This window comes from Trichocoleus sp. DQ-A1, assembly GCF_039961955.1.
Lineage (GTDB): Bacteria > Cyanobacteriota > Cyanobacteriia > Cyanobacteriales > FACHB-T130 > FACHB-T130.
The window spans coordinates 23,873-41,297 of the sequence record NZ_JAMPKE010000043.1; the positions used below are offsets into that span (position 1 = coordinate 23,873).

At 47.1% G+C, this 17,425-nt stretch carries 16 protein-coding genes; 8 read left to right on the plus strand and 8 right to left on the minus strand.

All coding sequences use genetic code 11. The features are described from left to right. Window positions 1-6: 6 nt before the first annotated feature. Window positions 7-1,566 carry an FAD-binding oxidoreductase gene (locus NDI33_RS24840; protein WP_190675723.1) on the minus strand — a complete coding sequence of 520 codons (1,560 nt, stop codon included), beginning with the start codon at window positions 1,564-1,566 and terminating at the stop codon, window positions 7-9. A gap of 145 nt (window positions 1,567-1,711) precedes the next feature. Here NDI33_RS24840 and NDI33_RS24845 point away from each other — a divergent pair, with 145 nt between their 5' ends. Further along, window positions 1,712-2,971 (plus strand): damage-control phosphatase ARMT1 family protein, encoded by a 1,260-nt coding sequence (locus NDI33_RS24845; RefSeq protein ID WP_348245680.1) that lies wholly within the window; start codon window positions 1,712-1,714, stop codon window positions 2,969-2,971. 178 nt (window positions 2,972-3,149) lie between these two features. Continuing rightward, complete coding sequence (locus NDI33_RS24850; protein ID WP_190410007.1) at window positions 3,150-3,443, plus strand: hypothetical protein; 294 nt, start codon at window positions 3,150-3,152, stop codon at window positions 3,441-3,443. A gap of 478 nt (window positions 3,444-3,921) precedes the next feature. Here the strand turns inward: NDI33_RS24850 and NDI33_RS24855 are convergent, their stop codons facing one another. Beyond that, window positions 3,922-4,194 (minus strand): hypothetical protein, encoded by a 273-nt coding sequence (locus NDI33_RS24855; protein WP_190429349.1) that lies wholly within the window; start codon window positions 4,192-4,194, stop codon window positions 3,922-3,924. 308 nt (window positions 4,195-4,502) lie between these two features. On the opposite strand from NDI33_RS24855, the gene NDI33_RS24860 reads away from it, so the two are divergent. Together NDI33_RS24860 and NDI33_RS24865 are read left to right on the plus strand one after the other, a co-directional pair. Then, entirely contained in the window at window positions 4,503-5,813 is a 1,311-nt protein-coding gene (locus NDI33_RS24860; protein WP_190675715.1) for an HlyD family efflux transporter periplasmic adaptor subunit, read from the plus strand. Between the two features lie 107 nt (window positions 5,814-5,920). Continuing rightward, entirely contained in the window at window positions 5,921-6,748 is an 828-nt protein-coding gene (locus NDI33_RS24865; protein ID WP_190410003.1) for a SirB1 family protein, read from the plus strand. Window positions 6,749-6,759: 11 nt separating this feature from the next. Here the strand turns inward: NDI33_RS24865 and NDI33_RS24870 are convergent, their stop codons facing one another. Then, window positions 6,760-7,218, minus strand: a complete 459-nt coding sequence (locus NDI33_RS24870; protein ID WP_190429347.1) for an SRPBCC family protein — start codon at window positions 7,216-7,218, stop codon at window positions 6,760-6,762. 275 nt (window positions 7,219-7,493) lie between these two features. On the opposite strand from NDI33_RS24870, the gene NDI33_RS24875 reads away from it, so the two are divergent. Continuing rightward, window positions 7,494-9,254: a mechanosensitive ion channel gene (locus tag NDI33_RS24875; RefSeq protein WP_190675717.1), complete on the plus strand. Its 1,761-nt coding sequence runs from the start codon at window positions 7,494-7,496 to the stop codon at window positions 9,252-9,254. 75 nt (window positions 9,255-9,329) lie between these two features. Here NDI33_RS24875 and NDI33_RS24880 read toward each other — a convergent pair whose 3' ends face one another. Beyond that, window positions 9,330-9,962, minus strand: coding sequence for an ankyrin repeat domain-containing protein (locus NDI33_RS24880; protein WP_190410000.1), 633 nt, complete (start codon window positions 9,960-9,962; stop codon window positions 9,330-9,332). 326 nt (window positions 9,963-10,288) lie between these two features. Beyond that, entirely contained in the window at window positions 10,289-11,695 is a 1,407-nt protein-coding gene (locus NDI33_RS24885; protein ID WP_242030416.1) for a GTP-binding protein, read from the minus strand. A gap of 275 nt (window positions 11,696-11,970) precedes the next feature. Here NDI33_RS24885 and NDI33_RS24890 point away from each other — a divergent pair, with 275 nt between their 5' ends. Further along, complete coding sequence (locus NDI33_RS24890; RefSeq protein WP_190409998.1) at window positions 11,971-12,234, plus strand: DUF3146 family protein; 264 nt, start codon at window positions 11,971-11,973, stop codon at window positions 12,232-12,234. 56 nt (window positions 12,235-12,290) lie between these two features. Here the strand turns inward: NDI33_RS24890 and NDI33_RS24895 are convergent, their stop codons facing one another. The 3 genes from NDI33_RS24895 to ntcA form a co-directional block, all read right to left on the minus strand. Then, entirely contained in the window at window positions 12,291-12,695 is a 405-nt protein-coding gene (locus NDI33_RS24895) for a pre-16S rRNA-processing nuclease YqgF (protein ID WP_190532573.1), read from the minus strand. Between the two features lie 74 nt (window positions 12,696-12,769). Beyond that, on the minus strand, window positions 12,770-14,371 hold the full coding sequence (locus tag NDI33_RS24900; RefSeq protein ID WP_190430359.1) for a DUF3084 domain-containing protein: 1,602 nt from the start codon (window positions 14,369-14,371) through the stop codon (window positions 12,770-12,772). Window positions 14,372-14,616: 245 nt separating this feature from the next. Further along, entirely contained in the window at window positions 14,617-15,288 is a 672-nt protein-coding gene (gene ntcA / locus NDI33_RS24905) for a global nitrogen regulator NtcA (RefSeq protein WP_190409995.1), read from the minus strand. 379 nt (window positions 15,289-15,667) lie between these two features. On the opposite strand from ntcA, the gene fabI reads away from it, so the two are divergent. After that, a complete protein-coding gene (fabI, locus tag NDI33_RS24910) occupies window positions 15,668-16,444 on the plus strand; it encodes an enoyl-ACP reductase FabI (RefSeq protein ID WP_190675719.1) in 777 nt (258 codons plus the stop codon). Window positions 16,445-16,597: 153 nt separating this feature from the next. Beyond that, the gene (gene hisB, locus NDI33_RS24915) at window positions 16,598-17,242 is read left to right on the plus strand and encodes an imidazoleglycerol-phosphate dehydratase HisB (protein WP_190532581.1); all 645 of its coding nucleotides are present in this window, start codon (window positions 16,598-16,600) and stop codon (window positions 17,240-17,242) included. Window positions 17,243-17,425: the final 183 nt, after the last annotated feature.

A 17,425-nucleotide genomic window follows, 5' to 3' on the forward strand; every position in this document is an offset into this window, starting at 1 on the left:
AGGGCTTCACCCTAGATTCTTCAGGCTTCTATAATCGCCTCCGGAGCCATATTTCCAAGCTTGGAGGAAGCGATCGCAGTAGTATCGAGGCAGGGGTGGCAACGTCTTCGTCCACGGTTGCAGGGCGGTTGCTAGAGGATATAAAGCCGTGTAAATTCCCAAGTTTAGGTAGTGAACCATCCAATCTAGCAGCATCGGGATTCCCACTAAGGGAATAATTCGAGCCACTAATCCGGGGTAAGTGACGGCTGTTTTTAACAGGGTTTTTGATAAAGCGGGAAACTGGACAACATCTTGTAAAAATGGGCGTAATACCTCGTCTCCCAGCTGTGCCATTGCTTGAAATACGCTAGAAAGCAACTGGTTGATTTGATTTGAGTCAACTTTTTGCTCGATTCCCACTCCCATTGTTCTTTGAAACAGCCAGGTTACGGCAATATTCGGCTGATAAGGTTGCAAAAGTGCCAAAGCATTCTTATTGAGCGCATCTATTTGTAAAGCCTCGTGAATGCCTTCTGTTAACCGTTTCAGGTGCCGCACCATTGCTCCAAACCCACCAAAGCTGACGGGAGATTGGTTGCCACTGCTATCTCCTACCGGCAGAATGCGACTCCAAGGCATCTTTAATGAGTTGCGGTAAGAGGGAAAGAAGCCAAACAGCACCCGTTGAAATTGCAGTTGGGACACTTCCACGCCTTGATATTCGGGAAGCAGGCGCAGGTATTCTTCAAAGAAAAATTCCAAACTGGGACGACTTTTGTCAGCATCCAGGTAAGTAAATAGATAAGTTGCTCTGCCATCTCGTGCAGGGAAAGCTTCCCAAAAGTATTGGCATTGATTTTGAATCGAGGTGAAAGTTGCAATCAGATCCCCGGTTTCATTGCGGGGAAAGCCTTTGGCGCAACTACCCACGACTAAGCAAACGCCTTCTGGTTTTTCTCCCTGTCGCGCTTGTTGAACAATCGGCGAGAAACTTCCCATCGCATCTATGAACAACCGTGTTTTCAAGCTGCTTAATGCTTCCACGCTGACGCCATCTGGGTGTATAACTGCCCCTTCAAAGGGGGTATTCTCAAACAACTGTCCGCCAGCAGCGAGAAATTTTGATTTGAGCGTGTCTAGCAGAAAAACGGGATCGACGCCGATATTCAGGACATCGCGCACCCAAACGTCAGCACCTCCTAAAAAGCTGACGCGGGCGGGATTATACTCGGTTGCGATCGCTTGTTCTAATTCGGCTTCAGTCAGCAGATTCAGTTCTAAAAATACCTCCAACTCTTGACGGGAGATATTCCACTCTTGATCTCTACCGCGTAATATCCCTCTTTCAATTAAGGCAACTCGCCACCCCAACTGAGCTAAAGCAGCACCGATGAAAATTCCCAAAGTGCCGCCGCCGATCACCACGTCCCAGTCTACGCTTCCCAGAAGCTCTTGGCTTTCTTTTACTACTATCGGAATTGGTGTAGTGTCTTCCTTGATGGCTTGCCAGAGGCTATCAGCTTTACGCAGTCCAAAGAGAGGATTTCCCGGTACCTGAGATAGAATCTGTTCGGTTAGGGTCATGGATATTTGCAAAAAATACTCCCAATCCATCCTAATCGGCAGAGTTCTCAAGGTTGCAGCTTTTGGCTTACTGAGCTTGATGCGACCAGATTTTAGAGTCAATTGTTGCTGTTTCAGTACAATTACTGTGAACACCTGACAAGAAGTGCGAACCGACAGGTCAGCGCTTCTCTATCGCGTGATGGTACAGCAGATTTTAAAGCCTCGATTACCGCTTCCTCCACCGCTGATGATGTCGGAGGAAGGTTCCTTTGCGAACATGACGCTTCTGACGCGAATGCCTGCGATCGCGCAGCGCGTGATTGCTGAAAACGATTTTCCGGCATCGATTGTAGACAATCTGGAAACCTTGATCCGGGACTTACCGCATGGAATCGTGCGATCGCTCAAAGATGACAATGGCCCAGATTTAGCTGCGTGGACGAGATATTTAGCACCTTTTCTAGGGAAGCGCTGGATAGACATTCCCTGGTTGTTTGCCGAGTTATACTTTTTCCGGCGTATCGTGGAAGCAACCGATTACTTTCTGCCAGGATCGAGCCAAGGCGTCGATCCCTACGGATTGCAAAAACGCTTGGGTTTAGAAACGGCAATGGATTCAATCCGGGCAATCGCCGCTAGGATTGGGCATCATACAAGCGATCGCCATACTCGTTTAATCCCACTGCTCTATTTTTCACTGTGGGGCAACCGCGCCGATCTCAGCCTTTGGCCTATTGAGGCTGGAGAAAGCGATCGCAGCCGTCAGGAAATTCAGCACGAAGAGGCTCATATTTTGGTCGATGATACACCCATCATTGCGGACAGGATTGCCAGCCTTGATGGGGGAAGAATTGACTTCATCGTCGATAATGCTGGTTTTGAACTCGTCTGCGATTTGTGCTTGGCAGATTTTCTGCTAACCACTCAGGCGGCTGAGATTTCCCTGCACCTGAAGCGGTATCCTATCTTCGTTTCTGATGCGACCATTCAGGATCTGCACCACACTTTAGAGGTTTTGGCTGCTGACGTTGATGGGGAAGTGCGATCGCTTTCTCTGCGCTTGCAAGACGCGATCGCTTCCGGTCGTTTGCGATGCTATGACGATTTATTTTGGACAATGCCCTTGCCTTTCTGGGAAATGCCCGAAGCTTTGCGACAAGAGTTAGCACCCGCCAGCCTAATTTTTATTAAAGGAGATGCTAACTACCGCCGCTGTTTAGGCAATCGCCAGTGGGACTTTACCACCCCTTTTCAAGACATTGCGTGCTACTTCCCTGCGCCCTTAGTAGCACTCCGCACGCTCAAATCGGAACTGGTGGCAGGTTTACAGCCAACTCAGATAAAAACACTTTCTGCTGAAGATCCTCAATGGTTAACCAATGGACAGCGAGGCGTCATCCAGTTCGTTGACTTCGCCGGTTAGAAGCGATCGCGAAAAGTTGCCCATACCGACTACGCACACAAAGCCGACTGCATTATTACAACCAACGGTATCAAATGCTAATCTCCCAAAAGTGGGAGGAAAAGCTGTTTTTATTTACGTAAGTTTTAAGCACGGCACAAGTTTCCAACGCTTCAAAGTTTATTTTGAGGGCAACATCATGACTGTAGGTGCAAACAACCAACCAATGCAACCTCAAGACCAATCCCTGTTTGCAGAACTATCCGAACAGGAACAAGAGGCAGTGGCTGGAGGTTTAGATTTATTCAGTTTTGACTTTGACGATTTGAAGGCTGAGATTCCCAATGGCACTCTCAATCTCAGTCCATTTAACATCAGTTTCACGATTGACGATACCAGCTATACAGCTCAACTAACAGAACCAGCAACAATATCAATCGTGGATGGAACTTTGACTGGAACTGGAGGAAATTTAACAGTTACTAGCAGTTAAATCGTCAATTTATTCGCTGCAACTATTCAGTCAAACCACATGGCAACCCCCCTATTTTAAAATTAGGGTGGGTTTTTTCATGGTTGACCAAACCCAGGCTCAAGCCACGAGTTTTTCTTTGCCATCAAGTAATAAACGCAGCATTTTTGAAAAGAGCGATCGCAAGGTACTCATCGCATTCCTTTGAAAATCTATTGCTGGTAAGAATCCTTTAATGAAGGATTCTTATCACAGAAAATTTCTTCCAAAACACGTTTTTGATGCCTTGCAGATTCCAGTTCCGTCCTTTAGGCAAAATAAAAAAGATGCGATAGAGCAAAACTGCTCTAGAGACTACTTACAAAAGAATATAGAATTGCAGCTTTTCTTTAAAAAGTGCCCCAATTCCATTGATTCTACCTGAAGAACCAGCTCAATTTTGCCTTAATAATCAATGATTTCAGGAAAAAAAGTTAATCGGACATTACTTTCAATAAGGTTATTGCAGTCCGTTGCCTCCGTCTTCAGGGAGTGTCGCTGGGATCGTTACATAACCACCTTCTTCACCAAGCCACAGGGTGATAAAATACCCCCCCTCATCGTTAACTTCCAGTGGAGTGACAACATTCCCTCCAATCGGTATGCTGCCAGGTGTCGTGGGTGTGTGAAAACCGCCTGTAATGGTGGCAGCTTCCTCATCCGTGAGTTCTTCTAGAAGATTGAACTCCACCGTTCCCAGTTCGGAAAGCGCTAGATCAAAGGGATGGGGCATAAAATCCTCCTAAATTTTCAAGTGTATTGTTGTTAACTAATTAGAGTTTTACTCGGTAGCTTAAATGACCGTACCCCTCTGAGGTAGGGTTTTACATCAAAACAAACACGCTTTCAACCAACGCGACTCCTAATTAATTTAATAATTTTAAAAAATCAACAAAAAGTATTGTGTAAATTTCAGACAACAGGCTGCGCTAGGAAAAAGCGATTAACTGCTCAAATTTTAAACGATGGCAAAGAAATTAAATTTTATTTAAAGTAAATGCAATCATAGTAGAAAACACTCATTCACTGAATGGGACAATCATGCTTAGTGACAGCAACCCCGACTTTCTCCGCCCAGTCTCTAGCGACGAATTTCTTCCTCCCATCAGCCGATGGACAACGCTAGGGGGATTGTTTTTAGTCGGTACTTTTGGGGTAGCTGTGATGCTTGCCGCTTATACGCAGTACAACATTACTGTTAAAGCTGCTGCCGTTGTGCGTCCTATAGGTGAGCTGCGAATCGTGCAAGCTGCAACAGAAGGAACGATTAAAAGCATCTCTGTGAAAGAAAATCAGGTCGTGAAACAAGGGGATGCGATCGCTATCTTGGATAATTCCCAACTCCAGACGAAAAAAAGCCAACTGCAAGGCAATATCCAGAATAACCAACAGCAACTGAGTCAAATCGCAGCTCAAATCAGTGCCCTTGACAGCCAGCAAAAGGCAGAGTGGAACTTGATGAATCGCAACATTGCCTCAGCGCAAGCGGATCTGGGTCGCAATCAACGAGACTATCAAGAAAAGCAAATTACAACGAAGGCAGAAGTGCAAGAAGCACAGGCATCTGTGGATTTAGCAAGGGTGCAGATGAATCAATATCAACAGCTAGCAAATACGGGCGCGATCGCTCAACTGCAAATCAAGGAAAAAGAAGAAGCTTTCAAAGCCGCGCAAGCGAGACTACAACGGGCAAAAGCCATGCTTAATCCCAGTGCGGCACCCGTAGTAATTGCTAACGAGCGAATCGCTCAAGAAAGAGCAACGGGTGAATCTACCTTAGCAACATTGAACAAAGAACGAAAAACCCTGATTCAGCGTCAAATTGAAATTCAAAATCAACTCAACAGCGACACCCGCGAACTCAAACAAATCGGGATGGAACTGCAAAAAAGCGTGATTCGTGCTCCAGCATCTGGCACCATCCTCAAACTAGAACTGCGAAATGCCTCTCAGGTGGTGCGTGCAGCCGAACCAATTGCTCAAATTGCTCCCAGCAACACGCCACTCATCGTGAAAGCGCGGGTAGCGGCTCAGGATATCGGGAAAGTGGCGGTTGGGCAAAAGGTACAAATGCGGGTTTCTGCCTATCCCTATCCCGATTATGGAACTCTCTCCGGAAAAGTGAGCGCGATCGCACCCGATGCGATCGCGCCTGAAAATAATAACGCCAACGCTCCTGCGGTTCCGCCCTCCTACGAAGTAACCATCCAGCCAGAAAAAATAAATCTGATCAAAGGCGATCGCCCCTATCCGATTCAACCAGGAATGGAAATTGCCGCAGAGATTATTTCTAGGGAAGAAACCGTACTAACATTTATTCTTAGAAAGGCAAGGCTGCTCACCGATTTGTAGTTAGATGGCTAGCACAGCTAAGTTACTAATTATCCTTTAGTTACAAGCGAGATAGCACGTTGTTTTCTACAATCAGAGGAAGAGTTTCGCTAAACAATTGAATTGCCATGAACTTGCCACTGGGTCGCCTATCCTTTTATCAGGAAATTAATCAGCCAGATGAGCAAATTAATCTGGCAAAAGCTGCTCTGGACATTGCTCAGGAAGAATATCCAGACCTCGACCCGGATGAATACCTCAATGCCCTCGATACAATGGCAGCGGAGATACAAGAACGCCTACCTGCCCAACGATATCCCCTGCGGGTGATTCAAACTATCAATCAGTATCTTTACGACGACTTAGGTTTTACTGGAAATAACGAGAACTATTACGATCCCCGCAATAGCTTTTTAAATGATGTAATCGATCGGCGCACTGGCATCCCGATCGCCCTAGCGCTAGTTTATTTAGAGATTGCACGACGCATTGATTTTCCGATGGTTGGGGTGGGGATGCCGGGGCATTTCCTGATTCGCCCACAGTTTGAGGATGTAGGAATCTTCGTGGATGCCTTCCATCGCGGCGAGATTCTGTTTGAGCAAGATTGCAGAGATAGACTTGCGAAGATTTACCAACAGTCAGTGCAACTGCAAGCGACTTTCGTAGAACCCGTGAGTTCTCGGCGCTTTTTGACGCGGATGCTGACAAATCTGAAAATGATTTACCTGAACCGCCAGGAGTTACAAAAAGCACTTGCCACAGTGGAACGGATTTTGCTGTTGTTCCCAGATGCACCGATGGAATTGCGCGATCGCGGTCTTCTCTACTTCCAAATGGGACGCTGGTCAGAAGCATCCCAAGATTTAAACATTTATCTAGCGATACTTCCCAATGCGGAGGATGCTGGCGTGATTCGCCAATTACTGACACAAATCGAACAAGATATCTATTAGTTATTCGCTACTTATTCGCGATCCATCTCTTCTGCGATTCGTTTGAGACGTCGCAATTGAGCTTGCATATCGGCTTTCGTCAAGGCAGCGGCGAAGGTATTAAAACCCCAACGCACGAAAGGACTGGGAATTTCAAACTCAAAGCGATTCAGCAGGCGTGTGCCCTTTCCCGTTGCCTCTGGCTGACATTCCCAGCGATCGCGTCCTTTGAAAAATCCTTCAAATCCCCAGACAATTAGCCCTGGTTCTCGCTCCACAACCACCGTTTCGAGCGTGGGTTGCAATAAGGGAATTTGAATAATAAACCGACTTTGACTCCCCACATCTGTTCGCCACTCTCCGACTGGTTCGCACCGCAACGCCGGATTCAGCCATCGATGCATTAAGACACGATCGGTAATGCAGCGCTCAACCACCGTTGCACTAGCATTGATTTGGATAGATTGCTCGAAAACTTCAGTAGGAGACATACTATACAGCTTACTGGAAGCGAACGCTACAGAAACGCAAATCGGGAAGCACCGCTAAAAGTCGGATATTTGCGATTTTTTCGCCTTATTTATCTATAAAGATAGATTAAAAACTGAGAACGTTGGTCTATATCTATCTCATCCTGTTTTAGTCAGTTTTTTATTTTCCAATCAGCAGCTAGAGAATTGATCGGCGTGTAGGATAAGTCTTGGCGATTCCTGCTTAGCAGCGTAACTTTTGTATATTTGCCCATCCGACGTTAACTCAGAACACCATGAATGGAACTTGGCAAGGAATTACACTCACTCTCTTTCGAGAGGTGCCACTCAGGTTGAACGGGTTGTTAGCGCAGAGTACACCCGTACCGGCGGCTGAAACCGCTCCCGCAACCAATAATTTTTCGGTTGACAGTATTATCTCAGGGCTGGGTCTCAACCTAGGCAATTCGCTAGTGGATCTGATTAAGGCGATCCTAGCGTTAGTCGTTGGCTTGATCGTGGCTTCACTGGCGGCGGCGGCGGTGCGAGGACTGCTGAATCGCACAAACATCGATAATCGTTTAGCAGCTTGGATTACGGGTCGCCAAGGGGCTGAAGAAGGGCCACCTGTGGAGAAATGGATCTCCAGCGTGGTGTTCTGGCTGATTATGCTCTTTGCCATCGTTGCTAGTTTACAGACGTTAAAACTAACAGCGGTTGCTGGCCCTCTTAACACTCTGTTAGAGCAAGTTACTCAGTTCATCCCCAAACTCGTTAGTGCAGCGATTCTGTTAGGAATTGCCTGGGTACTGGCAACCTTGACAAAGCTAGTGGTAACGCGGGGACTGCGGGCGCTGCGGTTAGACGAACGTTTGGGCGAGCAAACGGGAGGTACGGCACCGGGGGATACGACGCCGGGGGGTACGACGCCAAGGACAAACCAGTATTCTCTGAGCGATACCTTAGGCAACGCTCTGTACTGGTTCATCTTTTTGCTATTTTTACCGCTGATCTTAGATGCCCTACAGCTACAGCAGGCACTGGGTCCGGTTAATAACCTGCTAAATCAAATTTTGGCAGCAGTACCGAATATTTTGACGGCTATCGTCATCGGTGCAGCAGGTTGGTTGCTGGCGCAGGTGGTGCGGCGGATTGTTACGAATCTGCTGACAGCAACCGGAACGGATCGGTTGGGTGCGAGATTTGGAATTTCACGGGCAACCGGCGGACAAACGCTTTCTTGGCTGATCGGGACAATTGTTTTTGTTCTGATTTTAATCCCCACCGCGATCGCTGCTCTCAATGCTTTGGGAATTGCAGCAATTTCGGTTCCAGCGATCGCCATGTTGACCCAGATTCTCAACGCGATTCCGCTAATCTTTACCGCAGCGTTGATTCTTGGCATCGCTTATGTGGTTGGACACTTTGTTTCCGAGTTAGTCACCAACATCCTCACCAGCATCGGATTCAACAATATTTTCTACTGGCTGGGACTCCAATCTAAGCCTTACACCCGCGCCACGCCAATTCTACCTCCGGCTCCAGAGGCACAGGTACCGCCTACCGGACAAGAAACTATCCTTCAGGAACCGACGCCTCCCACCCGCACCCCGTCAGAACTCGCCGGGATTGTGGTATTGGTTGGCATTATGCTGTTTGCGACAGTAGCAGCAACCAATATTCTGCAAATTCCGGCGCTGACTCTGTTGGTCAGCGGCATTGTGGTGATATTAGGTCGCATTCTCGCCGGTTTGGTGGTGTTTGCGATTGGTCTGTATCTCGCGAACCTCGCCTTTAACTTGATTACCAGTTCCGGTACTCGCCAAGCGCGGATACTCGGACAAACTGCTCGGATTGCGATTATCGCCCTGGTTTCAGCAATGGCGCTGCAACAGATGGGAATTGCTAGCGATATCGTTAACTTAGCTTTTGGACTGCTTTTGGGAGCAATTGCAGTAGCGATCGCCTTGGCTTTCGGGTTGGGTAGCCGTGATGTTGCGGCTGGGCAAGTCCGCGAATGGCTGGCATCCTTTAAAGAAGATAAAACGCCTCGCTAATCACAAATTTTCTTGGTCAGTTAAACGTAGGGTGGGCATCCGTGTCCACCCTTTTCAAATGTTCCTCACGCACCATCATTCCTTAGTACCTGCTTGCTTGAGCAACTCAAGTATTTTGGTGTGTCCTTTATACTTGGCAATATCTAAGGGTGAGTTTCCATTCTTGTCTTGTTCTGTTACATTAGCCCCTTGGTTAATTAAGCTTTTAACCTCATCAATATTGTTTCTAGCTATAGCCAATAAGAGTTTGTCATTTTCATTCTGACTTTGTCCTAAAGACTCTTCCCAGTCTGCCCAAGACTGTTCTAGTTCATGCTTTTCCTCTAGTTCTAATTCTTTTTCAATATCTTTAAGGGTAATAATAAGGCGATTCAGTATAGCTTTTTGCTCTCGATTTAGGAAAATCTCATTGATTTTTTCAATTCGGCTGCAAAATAAGTCTGAAAAACCTCTCTCTTGCAAAACACTTCTGGCTAGCCTGGGGAGAAAGTAACACAAAGCTTCATCCGAAATGAGCGAGTAATCACAGATCATCATTGAGCATTGCTCGTCGCTCATTTCATCTTTTAAAACTTCACCAAAATCTCGCTGAATCGCTAAATATTCACCCTCAATAACTCCCTTTTTTGGAAGAATAGGGATGATCAAAGGCTTTTTGAAGGCTGAGAAAGCTTGGTTAATATCATCTAATAAAGACTTATCTTCCATTCTTTTTGCTATAGAGGTTGGAAAAAAGAGAGTTTACAATTTATTTATAATATCTATATTTTGATTTGCTTTTTAGTACCTTTTCTGGAACTCGCGCAGAGGACATTGTCCTCCGCGCTCCAACTACAACGTCTAGTCAGACAAATACAATTACTATATTATGACTTTAACATGCACAAAACAAGCATTTTATTATAAGTATATTCGAGCTAAATAAAACACATCGATCAGTTGCACTGATCGATGTGTTTATAAATCGAATTAGATGAATTTCAAGTAATAAAAAACAAGCGATCGCTTGTTTTTAAAAAGAGCGATCGCTTGTTTTAATTCACTAACTTTGCACTCAACTCATTCTTAATCCGATTCAAAATTGAGGCTTCATCCAGTGAAGTCAGAATGCGACTTACCACGGCTTTTGGGCCATCGGGACCCCAGGAAGCGCCGTTCGCCAAGTAAGTCTTAGTGACTTGTCCAATCCCGTAAGAAGAAACCCCTGAAACACCTGCCTGAGTCACGGCAACTGATAGATAGGGACCTAAAGACACCCCACCCGTTGCGGGTGCGGAGAGTCCTAAGAGACTTTTCAGGGAACTCAGTCCCAAAGTTGCCAAAAGTTCGCTAGCACTAATTCCGCCCATACTGATGGCAATTTTTTGTAGCAGTCCCACCGCTCCCGGCTGGGTCATGGGGATGCCGTAGAGTTTAGATAAGGTGAGAATCATTGCCACGTCGATGACGGCACCGCTGAGAAGATCGACAACCGTGACCGGGTTGAGGGCGATCGCAACTGCCTTCGTCATCACCCCTTTCCAGATGATCTGATTCGCACTTTCATCGCGAATCTGCATCTTCCTAGCAATCATCTGTTCGTTCACATCATCGGCATACAGCATGGTGTTGAGCGCTACCAAAGCCTTGCCTTCTCGGTGCAAAATTTCCAGAATTTTCAGCTTCAAATCCAGAACTTGGGGCGTTCCCGGTCGTCGCTGCACTGCCCTCGTTCCGTCAGGACGGCGAACCGCCTGCGCCACCAGGGGAGAGGCAGCAACCATTACAATTTCATCCGGTGAGAGCAATTCCCGCACCCGTTCATCCCGAATTTTGCGATAAATCGCCATCCGGTCGGCATCCGGATACTGGTCAATTTTGTTAAATACCAGCAACATCGGTTTACCGACTTCCCGCAATTGCGAGAGCGCCTCGTATTCCACCTTGTTCATGTCGCCCGAAATGACAAACAGCAGCAAGTCTGCTTGTCTGGCAACTTGTCTGGCTAAGGTTTCGCGGGTTTCTCCGTCTACTTCGTCAATTCCAGGGGTGTCAATTAGCTCGATTTGGGAATTGCCCGCACTCGGCAGCGTGACTCGTAGGATATCGCTGACGCTTCCCGTCTCATTCTCCTGAGTCAGTTGCCAGCTGGCACCTTGATGGGTGCGGGTGACGCCATGAAGCGGTCCCGTTTCAAACACGTTCTGACCTAATAAGGCGTTCAGTACTGAAGATTTACCCCGTCCCACCATCCCAAAGGCGGCAATCTGGACGACTGAGCGATCTAGCTTCTCCAGCATCGTTGCCAAATCATTAATCTCGGATTCCAGTCCCGTCCGCTCTTGAGGAGTGAGATCCAGGTTATCTACCAAGTCTCGCAGAGCATTTTGCGCCTTTTTGTAATTCAGTTCTGCTTGGATGTCATCAAAGCTCAAAATGGCGTTATCTAGTTCCCGATCCAAATCTGTCGCGTCCGGGGTTTGTGAAGGGAACTGGCTGGCATTTGGGGTTCGGTCAGACGATAAACGACTCAAAATTGCACCTTTTTTGCTCAGATGTTACTCTTCTTTCATCCTAGTCAATACCGATCTAGTCTGGCACTTTCCATATCCAGAGGGATATTTTTACTCGGTTCGTGCCAGCTCAGTATCAGCTGTGAGAATGATGTTATCTCGAAGGCGATCGCAATAAGTTTAGTATTGTTGCTGAATGAAGGTATTTGATCGGCACAGCGATTGTGAGTTCTAAGCGTTTACCTCAAACTACTGCCCACGTCCGAATTACCCATCTTTCCTGGCAACGGGGCTTTCTAGCAGGGGAAGTCACGGCGGCAGAATATGAATGGCAGTTCCAGTGGTGTTTCCGACAGGGTCAATTGTCGGTGACACCTTCTTTGGGACGCGCTTTAATTCAGGAACCTCTGGGTCGATTTTTAGAACAGAAAGATTACCAGCTAGAGCCTGGAGGGGACTATGCGTTTACGATCCGGGCGGAACTTTAAAAGTTTTGAGTTTTGAGTTCAGTTTAAATTAAGAAAGTTAAGAATGACAGAGTTTCCTAGTTCCTCGTCTCTCGTTGCTTCATGTATCTTTCGATGAGGAGGATGGCAACAATGTCATCGATTGGTCGGGGTAGACTCCGCATCCCTTGGGGAATCAGGCGTCCTAAACCTTGGGGAGGGTACATTTGCCAATAGCGATCGCGTGCTTCCAATGTACTGTAGCGCTCATCTACCAGGACAATTGGCACCGACGTTGGAAATTGCTGAAGTTTCTTTTTCCAACTTTTGGAAGTGGTTTGATCGCCCATCACCAGAGTATCAATTGGGTACTCTTCACATAAGTCAAGGATCGTTGCGATCGCTGCTTCTGCTGGTACAACCTGGTGGTAATGCAGAGAATTGTCTTTCCCCACTACGGCTAAACCACACTTATCGCGCCCTGGATCGAACCCTAAAATCATCTGAATTGGCTAATCGCTAATTTACAAATGGTTAATTGCCATTAGTCATCATCTCATCACTAATGACTAATAAATTACATCCTGACCACAACTTCTCCGTCTTCAACCGCCTCCAAATTTAATTTCATGGGTCCGGCAATATAGGCGTCCTCAGCCACGACCGCTTTCAGAGAAATCGGCTTATTGTGCTTTTTCAACTGCTCGATAAACCGAATCAAGCTAACAATTCGATTATCGCCAACCTGAACTGTATCGCCCAAAATCCCCGCGCGAGTAGCTCGGAACTGGGATGCTCCAAGCAGCAGGTCAATCCGCTGCCGAATTTGTTGGTCGGTCATGTTTGAAGGATCGGCAGATGTCGTTGCTACGACTTCACCAGTGCGGAATACAACTTGATTGGGTGCGGCGTCTGCAAAGACTTGTACCTGCTTTTCTCCCTGGACATAGTTACCAGCCGAAAAAACTCGGACTACATAGTTTCGACCATCCTGAATCTGGTTGATCAGTTGCTCTACTTGTGCCTCTGTAATTTGCACGACCCGTTCGTTCGCCACCTTGTTGAGACCGGGTTGGGTCGCTTTAATCGCTGTCCGATTCGCTTCCCGTAACAGCTGCTCAATGACCTGTCGGGCTGCGGCTGGCTCGACAATACGAAAAACGCCAGCCGCCAGAACCTGACCGCGCAGCAGTGCCAGACTACCCTGACGCAAAGTTTGATAAGACTGGTAATACTGTTCTAAGGTTGCCACTTCCTGCTCTAGGGAAGCTTGTTGTTTTTCGAGTTCTTTAAGGCGATTTTCTCGCTGGGCAATCACCTCATCTCGTTGAGAAATTTTGTTGTCAAGTAGAGATAAGGCTTTGTCTCGCTGGGCAATTTGCTCATCGCGATCGCTCAGGCTCTTCCGAAAGGCAGCAAGTTTCTCATCAAGTTCGACAAGGGCTTGATCCCGCTTGAGAATTTGCTCATCGCGTTGGCTAATTGCTCGGTCTTGCTGGGCAATTTTTTGGTCGCGCTGAGTCACTTTCGCTTTGAATTCAGTAATTTCAGCTCTGACTTGATTTCGCTGCTGGAGCAATTCTTGGCGTTCTGCTTGAAGTTGTTGGATTTCCGAACGTAGCGTCTTCGCTTGCCCAGAGACAGAGGTCAGCTGTTTTTGGGTTTGCTGAAAGCTGCTGGCGACCCGACTCAGTTCGCTTTGAGTTTGATTTAGTTGCGCCTCCGTCTGGCCTTGTTTAGCCAGCGCAGCTGCCAAAGATCGATTAATCGCATCTAAGCGCTGCTGAGCGACAGATTGCTGGGTGCGAGCTTGAGCGAGTTCCTTTTCGACTTGCTCTTTTTGGGCGGCGGTTTTAGCAAGTTCGCTTTCGGTTTTCCGTTTCTGCTCGTTCGCTTTAGCAATATCCTTACTTGCTGTCTTGAGTTTTTTCTGCACTTCTTGAAGTCTAAAAACTCCAATCCGCAATTGTTCGCTGGTCGCGAAGATGATTGTTAGTGTTGAGGCAGAAATCGTTAGCCCCGTCAGAATCGTTACCAAAACAGCTGTTTTGCGGGGACGCAGATTGAACAACGACAGGCGTGCTTTTCCCACGCGCGTGCCAATGCGATCGCCTACCGTTGCGATGACGCTTCCCAACACTAAAATAGACAAAATTAGGAAGAGCGCACTGTCGGTCATTGTCTGCTACAGTCATTCCAGTTACAGCCTATCGCATTGCAGGCTAGAGAAAGGGTTAACAGGAATTAAAGATCGAAGGTGAAATCGGAAAGGTTAAAGGTTGGAAGGTTGAAAACTATCCGCTTAAAACCTGAGACCTTTTAACTCAACCCCGACTAAATGTTAAAACTTGATAACCTGCTGAGCTACCATACCGTTTTAACCGACAACCTAACCGACAACCTGACCAGAGCCTCTAGCTGTTTTCAAGTAAACTGCTGACTCAGTGTAACTGGGTTGTGTACCGTAATTTTTTTCTTGTGGATAGAAATCATTTTTTCCTCCCGCAAATCTCCCAGTAAGCGGGTGACTGTTACCCTAGTGGAGCCAATTGCTTCAGCGATCGCTTGGTGAGAAAGCTTCAGATCGATCGTAATTCCATTGGCGGTAGGAACGCCAAAATCACGGCACAGAATCAACAGAAAACTCACCAAGCGCGATCCCATATCTCGGTGAGCTAATGTCTCAATCATCATTTCTGTTTGCAAAATGCGCGAAGAAAGCCCCCGCAGCATCAACATCGATAGCTCTGGATTATCCTTGAGCGATTGCTCTACCTGATCGATCGGTGCCGAAAGCAGCTCCACTGGCGTAAATGCTACAGCGTGATAAAACCGATCCGAACGATGCCCTGTAATTAAGGACAGTACTCCAAAAACGCTGTTTTCTCGCAGCAGCGCCACGGTAATTTCTTCCCCAGCTTCATACACGCGAGACAGCTTTACTGCACCTTTGAGCAAAAAGTATACCCGTTCAGCCGGGTCTCCTGGGAAAAAGATCGTCTTGCCCCGCTCAAAAGTTTCCACCACGGGTGGAAACGCCCCACCTCCCAGTTGACGGAACACAGCTGCTAGCGGTCTATCTTGCGTCACTGCCACTTCCTTTTTCCTAAATGCTGCCCTACAGACTTCTGCAACTTTCTGTCGGAGGAACTTTAACCATAGCAAAACAACTATGAGAGTTTTCTGACATTAGACACAGATAAACTGACTTCCAAGCGGTTTTTGTGCTATTTGATACAAAATTTTAAAGTAGTTTCCCCGGCTACCTTCTTTAGTTCTCTCCCTGCTCAAGGCAAGTAAGATTATGACGGAAAATGTTGATATCTTGACAGTATCTGCGCTATCGGGTGGGATGCATGGTGAGTAAGGAGGCACGCTCCTTACCCGTACTAGACAGCCTTGCTCCGGGCGATCGCGATCTTGAATACTCCCCTAAATCGGATATCCTCTAATATTGCCTTCAAAATCGACATTTATGCTAGATTTAACCGGAAAAAACGCCCTTGTCACCGGCATTGCCAACAATCGATCGATCGCCTGGGGGATTGCTCAGCAACTGCACCAAGCGGGTGCGAATCTAGGAGTAACTTACCTGCCAGACGACCGAGGCCGCTTTGAAAAAAAAGTGGCAGAGTTGGTAGAACCCCTCAACCCCAGCTTATTTTTACCCTGCGATGTCCAGAATGAGACCCAAATTCAGTCTACATTTGACGCCATCCGCGATAAGTGGGGCAAGCTAGACATCGTGATCCATTGTCTTGCTTTTGCGAACAAGGAAGATTTATCAGGTGATTTTAGTACCACTACTCGTGCTGGCTTCACCCAAGCTCTAGAAATTAGTACCTATTCGCTGGTACAACTTGCTGGGTCAGCAAAACCACTGATGACAGAAGGTGGCAGCATTGTCACGCTGACTTATCTAGGCGGCGTTAAGGTGATCCCCAACTACAACGTGATGGGAATTGCCAAGTCTGGACTGGAAATGAGTGTCCGTTACCTGGCATCTGAATTAGGACCGCAGAATATTCGCGTGAATGCAATTTCGGCGGGTCCCATCCGTACTTTGGCATCGTCGGCGGTAGGTGGCATTCTGGATATGATCCATCACGTTGAGGAAGTGGCACCGCTGCGACGCACTGTAACTCAGAAAGAAGTGGGAAATGCGGCTGCTTTCTTGTGTAGCGATTTGGCAAGTGGCATTACAGGTCAGGTGCTGTATGTCGATGCGGGATACGAGATTATGGGGATGTAAAAAGAATCAAACATTAAAAATTAAAAATTAAAAAGCAAAGATTCTGCTAATTTTTAATTTTTAATTTTGCATTTTTAAGGCTTTCGCGTCTCCCAAATGCTCAGTAACGTAGGATAATAAACTTAACTTTATTTTCTTGAGTGAGCATCTGCGATGCAGGCACGCGATCGCCAATTTACACCTTCTCCAAGCATTGAACAGCTTTTGTCTCCTCGCATGGCAAGGGTTCCCCGCAAGACGGGCGAAACGGATGTTATCGTCACCGTCAAATTAGACGGGAATGGCACTTGCAATGCAAAAACTGGCATTCCGTTTTTAGACCATATGCTGCATCAAATCGCCTCTCACAGCCTGATTGATTTGGATGTAGCCGCGACGGGAGACTTGGAAATTGATGACCACCATACCAATGAAGATGTGGGAATTACCCTAGGAATGGCGTTGCATCAAGCACTGGGCGATCGCAAAGGAATTGTCCGATTTGGGAATTTCCTCGCCCCTCTCGATGAAGCGTTGGTTCAGGTAGCGTTAGATTTTTCCGGACGCCCCCACCTCAGCTATGGCTTGGAGATTCCGACTCAGCGAGTCGGGACTTATGACACTCAGCTAGTGCGGGAATTTTTTGTGGCGTTGGTCAATCACAGCCAGATGACGCTGCACATTCGCCAACTCGATGGAATTAATTCGCACCACATTATTGAAGCGACGTTCAAAGCGTTTGCGCGATCGCTCCGCATGGCAATCGAAGTCGATCCCCGTCGTGGCGGTACGATCCCCAGTTCTAAAGGTGTGTTATAGGTTTCTTTGCAGATACACCCCGATCAAGGCAATGAGAGTTGGGGAAATCTTCACCCAGCTCTCGTTTCATTAGACCTCCTGCATGAATGGTCAAGTAGTGTGCCAGTTCATAATCGAGATTGCACAATAAGGGAGTAGATCAGCATCAAGACACTGGGAGTTGGTATGCCGTATACGGAGCTA